8 protein-coding genes are annotated in these 6040 nt (G+C 45.9%); all 8 read left to right on the forward strand.

Annotated elements, in window-relative coordinates; genetic code table 11:
• The first annotated feature begins 51 nt into the window (after positions 1–51).
• The 8 genes from cbpB to C1T29_RS08730 all read left to right on the forward strand — a co-directional run bounded on the left by cbpB (position 52) and on the right by C1T29_RS08730 (position 5807).
• A complete protein-coding gene (gene cbpB, locus C1T29_RS08695; protein ID WP_020451200.1) occupies positions 52–495 on the forward strand; it encodes a cyclic-di-AMP-binding protein CbpB in 444 nt (147 codons plus the stop codon).
• Positions 496–637: 142 nt separating this feature from the next.
• Positions 638–1513 carry a transcriptional regulator CcpC gene (locus C1T29_RS08700; RefSeq protein WP_023857289.1) on the forward strand — a complete coding sequence of 292 codons (876 nt, stop codon included), beginning with the start codon at positions 638–640 and terminating at the stop codon, positions 1511–1513.
• Positions 1514–1643: 130 nt separating this feature from the next.
• Positions 1644–2123 carry a flavodoxin gene (locus C1T29_RS08705; protein WP_208945655.1) on the forward strand — a complete coding sequence of 160 codons (480 nt, stop codon included), beginning with the start codon at positions 1644–1646 and terminating at the stop codon, positions 2121–2123.
• On the forward strand, positions 2113–3006 hold the full coding sequence (locus C1T29_RS08710) for a WD40/YVTN/BNR-like repeat-containing protein (protein WP_023857288.1): 894 nt from the start codon (positions 2113–2115) through the stop codon (positions 3004–3006). Before C1T29_RS08705 ends, C1T29_RS08710 begins: the two co-directional genes overlap by 11 nt.
• A gap of 29 nt (positions 3007–3035) precedes the next feature.
• A complete protein-coding gene (locus C1T29_RS08715) occupies positions 3036–3488 on the forward strand; it encodes a flavodoxin (protein WP_020451204.1) in 453 nt (150 codons plus the stop codon).
• Between the two features lie 106 nt (positions 3489–3594).
• Complete coding sequence (gene dapD / locus C1T29_RS08720) at positions 3595–4305, forward strand: 2,3,4,5-tetrahydropyridine-2,6-dicarboxylate N-acetyltransferase (protein WP_020451205.1); 711 nt, start codon at positions 3595–3597, stop codon at positions 4303–4305.
• 69 nt (positions 4306–4374) lie between these two features.
• Entirely contained in the window at positions 4375–5499 is a 1125-nt protein-coding gene (locus C1T29_RS08725; RefSeq protein WP_208945656.1) for an N-acetyldiaminopimelate deacetylase, read from the forward strand.
• 62 nt (positions 5500–5561) lie between these two features.
• Positions 5562–5807: a YkuS family protein gene (locus C1T29_RS08730; RefSeq protein WP_003181323.1), complete on the forward strand. Its 246-nt coding sequence runs from the start codon at positions 5562–5564 to the stop codon at positions 5805–5807.
• Positions 5808–6040: the final 233 nt, after the last annotated feature.

Raw genomic sequence — 6040 nt, forward strand, 5'->3', positions numbered from 1 at the left:
ATAGGGAAAATATGCGTTGATGGATTAAAGCTGAAAAGGAGTCGAAAAATCATGATTAGTATGCAATCAGATGAACTTCTTGAAACGACAGTAGGTCAGTTTATGATCGATGCTGATAAAGTAGCCCATGTTCAAGTCGGAAATAATCTGGAACATGCCCTTCTCGTGTTGACGAAAACCGGATATACCGCGATCCCTGTACTTGATGCTTCTTTCCGTTTGCACGGATTAATCGGAACGAATATGATCATGGATAAAATCTTCGGCTTGGAACGAATCGAATTTGAGAAGCTTGACAAGATTCATGTTGAAGAAGTCATGCTGACAGACATCCCACGCTTGAAAATTGACGACCCGATCTTAAAAGGATTCGGACTGGTCATCAACAACGCGTTTGTATGTGTCGAAAATGAAGAGCAGGTTTTCGAAGGCATATTTACAAGGCGTGTCGTGTTAAAACAGCTGAATAAGCATTTGAGAACGTTGAATAAATAGGCGCGGCAGCGGCCTATTTTTTATTTGCAGCGCTCCACCAAACCCTCCGCACATTCTCCGAAGCCTGACTTTCCGCTTGATTAAAAAACAGCCGTTTGATTAAATGTATGATAAGAAAAACTTATTGGAATGAGGAATGTCCATGCAGCTTCAAGAGCTCCACATGCTTGTCGTTCTGGCGGAAGAATTAAATATGCGGAAAGCGGCTGAACGCCTGTTTGTTTCCCAGCCGGCTTTGTCCCAACGCCTGCAGACCATTGAGAAATCATGGGGAACGAAAATTTTTTTGAGATCGCAAAAAGGGCTGACGGTTACGTCTGCCGGAGAAAAAATCATCCAGTTCGCAAAAGATGTGACATTGGAACAGGAAAAAGTGAGAGAGAATATCGATGAGTTGGAGGGCGAGATTCACGGTACGCTCAAATTGGCGGCCGCTTCGATCATTGGGCAGCATTGGCTTCCCAACGTTCTGAAAACCTATGTCAAACAATATCCAAACGTGAAAATTTCGCTCGTGACCGGATGGAGCAGCGAAATGCTGAAAAGCCTCTACGAAGACCATGTTCATGTCGGCATTATCAGAGGAAACCCGGAATGGAAAGGACCGAAGCATTACTTGATGCGGGACGAATTGTACCTTGTCGATACAGAGATCCGTAACATTGAGGACATTGCCAAAACGGAACGGCCGTTCATCCAGTTCAAAAGCGACAGCACGTACTATCAGGAAATTCAGCACTGGTGGCATCAAAAGTTTAAAACGTCGCCAAAGCAGACCATTATTGTCGACCAAATTGAAACATGCAAACAGATGGCTTTCCACGGAATCGGCTATGCGATCCTTCCATCTGTGACGCTTCACGGAAGCGGGAGCCATGTTCATCAAATCCCGCTGCTTGACGCTAAAGGAAAAGCAATCGGCAGAGATACGTGGCTGCTCGGTTATGAGCCGGCTTTCCAACTGAAGCAAGTACAGGCGTTTGTAGAGGTTGTGAAAGAATGTACGGCAACTGAATAAACATCAGAAAGGCAGGACTCAAAAAAGAGGGCTGCTTTTTTTGTGCGATTTATTGACATTGATAATCATTATCATTTAAAGTGTATCTATATAATAATGAAAATCATTATCAATTTCAGAGGTGATTCTGTTGTCTAAAGCATTAATTGCATATGCCAGCATGTCCGGCAACACGGAGGATATCGCGATGATCATCAAAGATACATTGAAGGAGAACGGTTTTGATGTCGCAATTCAGGAAATGGATGATGTCGATGCCGATTCATTGGCTGAATACGATCTTCTTTTAATCGGCACCTACACATGGGGAGACGGGGATCTTCCTTATGAAGCGGAATCGTTTTACGACGAGGTCTCTTCGCTTGACCTTAAAGGAAAGAAAGCGGCATGCTTCGGATCCGGCGACTATGCATACCCCCGCTTTTGCGAAGCGGTCAACACGTTTTACAGCATGCTAGAACGAACCGGCGCCGACCTTTATCGAGAGACCTTGAAAATAGAACTTGCCCCCGAAACGGATGAAGCTGCCGAGTGCGGCAAGGAATTTGCCGAAGGTTTTATAAGATGGGCAGAACACGAAAAGCGGCAGGCTGAGACCCATGTTTCATAAAGGTGCGACGGCCGTCGCTTCGGCAAAGCATTCCGGTTACTTTGTCGCCATCAAGCGGGAAGGGATTTTTCACTACTCACTTGAGCAAGGCTGGACAAAGCTCTTTCAATTAAAAAGCAAAATATGTTCCATCACCTATATCGGCGATTATTTATTCGGCGCAGGGGAGAGGGGAACGATTATCAGATCGTCTGACCAAGGAGCAACCTGGTCAATCTCAAGCTTTCCGACAAACGCTACGATTTGGTCGATCACAGGGACAACGGACGGCTTTGTTTGTGCCCATGGGAAGCATTGCATTTACATATCAGAGGATTTCGGCGTCTCATGGAAAATCGTCAAGCCGTTTTCCGGTTTGAGTCATCCGCCCGTTATCCGCTCTCTGTGCCTCCATGAGGAGCGCCTTTACATCGGAACGCAGATTCATGAAGTGCACGGCGGTGTTTGGGCATACGATTTGGCAGCAGAATCGGCTTGTTTGATCAAAAAAGAAACCGGCCGCATGACCGCCTCGATGATCGCATTTGAAGGCGAATGGCTGGTTTGTGCGATGGGATCCAAAAAAGGAAATCACGGTGCCGTCAATTTGGTCAACATCCACACGAATGATGAAATACAAATCAGGCAGGGCCTTGTTGAAAATGAAGAATCATTCCTGGATGTGTCCGAAGACAACGGAATCATCTATGTCACATCGGCTCAAGACCGAGACGGATTTTCAAGAATCTACCGGCTTGATTTCTTTGAAAGAGAGCTGAAATGGTTTGACACGATTAAAGGGCATGGATTCAGAGTCGCCAATCAAAAGGAGAACTTCTTTTGCGCGGGTCTTTATGAATGCAAATTTGTCAGGCCTTATGAACAGCCTGCTGCAGCCCACTGATTTTATAGCGTTTTATAGGAGGAATAACGATGGGGAAAGTTTTGCTGGTTTATGCAAGCATGTCTGGAAATACAGAAGCAATGGCCGATTTAATCGAGAAAGGCCTTCTTGAGGGCGGGGCCGAAGTTGACCGCCATGAAGCGATGGATGTAGATGCGGCGCTCTTTAACGATTATCAGTATATGATATTTGGCGCTTATACATGGGGCGACGGGGATCTCCCGGATGAGTTTTTGGATATTTACGATGATATGGAAGGGATGGATTTCACAGATAAGATGTTTGCCGTTTTCGGGTCCGGAGATACTTCTTACGAGCATTTTTGCGGTGCCGTCGACATACTTGAGGACAAAATCAAAGAGCTTGGCGGAGACACGGTGCTTCCGTCCGTCAAAATCGAAATGAATCCGGAAGATGAAGAAGAAGACATGCTGCTTCAATTCGGCAGGGATTTTGCAAAGAAATGTGAAGTGCCGGCATGACATTTGCTAAAAAAGGAAACGGGACGCCCCCTTTCCTTTTTTTCTTGTTTTTAAATCTTTCCTTTGATACAGTAATGAGGAGAAAAAGAGAAGGAGGACTTACATAATGAAAATGATGGATGCAAATGAGATTATCTCATTTATTCAAAATAGTAAGAAATCAACACCTGTTAAAGTGTATGTGAAAGGCGACCTTGAAGGAATTGACTTCGGCGCTTCAGCCAAGCCTTTTATTACAGGGCATACTGGGGTAGTATTCGGTGAATGGGCGGAGATTCAAGCTGTGCTCGAAGCAAACAAAGGTAAAATTGAAGACTATGTTGTCGAAAACGACCGCCGCAATTCGGCGATCCCAACGCTCGATTTGAAAAATATTAAAGCGCGAATCGAGCCGGGTGCGATCATCCGCGATCAAGTGGAAATCGGCGACAACGCCGTTATCATGATGGGAGCTTCCATCAACATCGGCTCTGTAATCGGCGAAGGAACGATGATCGATATGAATGTCGTGCTGGGCGGACGAGCTACCGTCGGCAAAAACTGCCACATTGGAGCGGGTTCCGTGCTTGCCGGTGTCATTGAGCCCCCTTCAGCAAAACCTGTCGTTATTGAAGACGATGTCGTCATCGGTGCAAACGCCGTCGTACTTGAAGGTGTGACTGTCGGAAAAGGAGCCGTCGTTGCTGCCGGCGCAATCGTTGTGGAAGATGTGGCACCTTACACAGTAGTTGCCGGAACGCCTGCGAAAAAAATCAAAGACATCGATGAAAAAACAAAAGGCAAAACAGAAATCAAACAGGAATTGCGTCAGCTTTAAGAAGCGGCGGCGAAAAGTGCGTGGATGTGACAATCCACGCATTTTCGTATCGCCGGGGAGGTTAGAAAGATGAAATTGGACGAATTAGCAGCGATTCGCAGAGATCTGCACCAAATTCCTGAACTCGGTTTTCAGGAATATAAGACACAGGCTTATCTTTTGAACCACTTACTAAAGCATCCGGAAGACCGGATTGAAATCGAAAAGTGGAGAACCGGACTGTTTGTAAAGGTTAAAGGGACAGCCCCTGAACAGATTTTGGCTTACAGGGCGGATATGGACGGGCTCTCGATTCGGGAAGATACCGGATATTCTTTTTCTTCCATACATCAGAACCGGATGCATGCGTGCGGGCATGATTTTCATATGACGATTGCCCTCGGCATCATCGATCATTTCGTCCGCAACCCGGTTAAACAAGATCTGTTGTTTTTGTTCCAGCCTGCTGAAGAAGGGCCGGGCGGCGCTGAACCGATGCTTGAAAGCGATTTGTTTAAAAAGTGGGAGCCGAGCATGATCACAGCGCTGCACATCGCGCCTGAGCTCCCGGTCGGAACGATCGGAACGAAAAGCGGGCTGCTCTTTGCCAATACGTCAGAGCTTGTAATCGAACTTGAAGGAAAGGGCGGGCATGCCGCATATCCCCACCTTGCAGAAGATATGGTGGTCGCCGCCAGTTCGCTCGTTACGCAAATGCAGTCGATCGTAGCCAGGAATGTCGATCCGCTGGACAGTGCTGTCATTACCATCGGGACGATTACAGGCGGATCAGCACAAAACATTATCGCTCAGCAAGCAAGGCTTGAAGGGACGATCAGGACGCTGTCCCCGGGATCAATGGAACAGGTGAAGAAAAGTATCGAGGCGATGGTGAGCGGCCTGGAAACGGCTTATCAATGCATCGGTAAAGTCAGCTATCCGGCAGCATATTATCAGGTCTATAATTCAAGCGGTTTAGTTGAAGACTTTATGAAGTTCGTTTCTGAAAACGGCCTTGCAGAGGTCATCCGTTCAAAAGAAGCGATGACAGGAGAGGACTTCGGCTATATGCTGAAAAAGTATCCGGGCTTCATGTTTTGGCTCGGCGTCGATTCACCTTACGGACTCCACCATGCCAAACTGCAGCCGAAAGAGGAAGCGCTTGAGACGGCAGTCCGCGTTATGACGGCTTATTTCTCTTCCAAAGCCAATTAGAACAAGCGGCTGGTATAAAAAATCAGCAAACGTGGCATCTTAATTGGTGGAGGTGTTTCTTCATGTCGAAAAAAATCGGAATCGAACAATCTCTTTCTGATGTCGAGGCTGCTTTGAAGGAAAAAGGGTATGAGGTTGTAACGATGAAAACCGAAGACGATGCAAAAGGCTGCGACTGCTGTGTTGTCACTGGTCTGGACACTGACATGCTCGGGATTTCAGATACGATGACCGGAGCATCTGTCATTCAGGCGACTGGTTTAACTGCCGATGAAATCTGTCAGCAGGTTGAGCAAAAACTTCAGTAATAAACATAAAACCGAAGTTCCAGCTTCGGTTTTAACTTGTTTTTCCAAAAAAACGGCTGTCGGGTGTTAAACGGTTGTTTCATCATCCGGAGGCATGTTACACTTTTTTTAAAGGCTTAAAAAAAGAACAACCGCTAATTTAAATTTATTATCAATTAATATTGACTAAAAATATGGTAAGTATTATAATGAATTATGTATGTGATGTTATTAACTAAATGAGAATTTAATAT

This window comes from Bacillus sp. MBGLi79 (assembly GCF_002953915.1).

Coding starts and splice junctions, on each gene's coding strand:
- cbpB (WP_020451200.1), top strand. CDS start 52: ATGATTAGTATGCAATCAGATGAACTTCTTGAAACGACAGTAGGTCAG.
- C1T29_RS08700 (WP_023857289.1), top strand. CDS start 638: ATGCAGCTTCAAGAGCTCCACATGCTTGTCGTTCTGGCGGAAGAATTA.
- C1T29_RS08710 (WP_023857288.1), top strand. CDS start 2,113: ATGTTTCATAAAGGTGCGACGGCCGTCGCTTCGGCAAAGCATTCCGGT.
- C1T29_RS08715 (WP_020451204.1), top strand. CDS start 3,036: ATGGGGAAAGTTTTGCTGGTTTATGCAAGCATGTCTGGAAATACAGAA.
- dapD (WP_020451205.1), top strand. CDS start 3,595: ATGAAAATGATGGATGCAAATGAGATTATCTCATTTATTCAAAATAGT.
- C1T29_RS08725 (WP_208945656.1), top strand. CDS start 4,375: ATGAAATTGGACGAATTAGCAGCGATTCGCAGAGATCTGCACCAAATT.
- C1T29_RS08730 (WP_003181323.1), top strand. CDS start 5,562: ATGTCGAAAAAAATCGGAATCGAACAATCTCTTTCTGATGTCGAGGCT.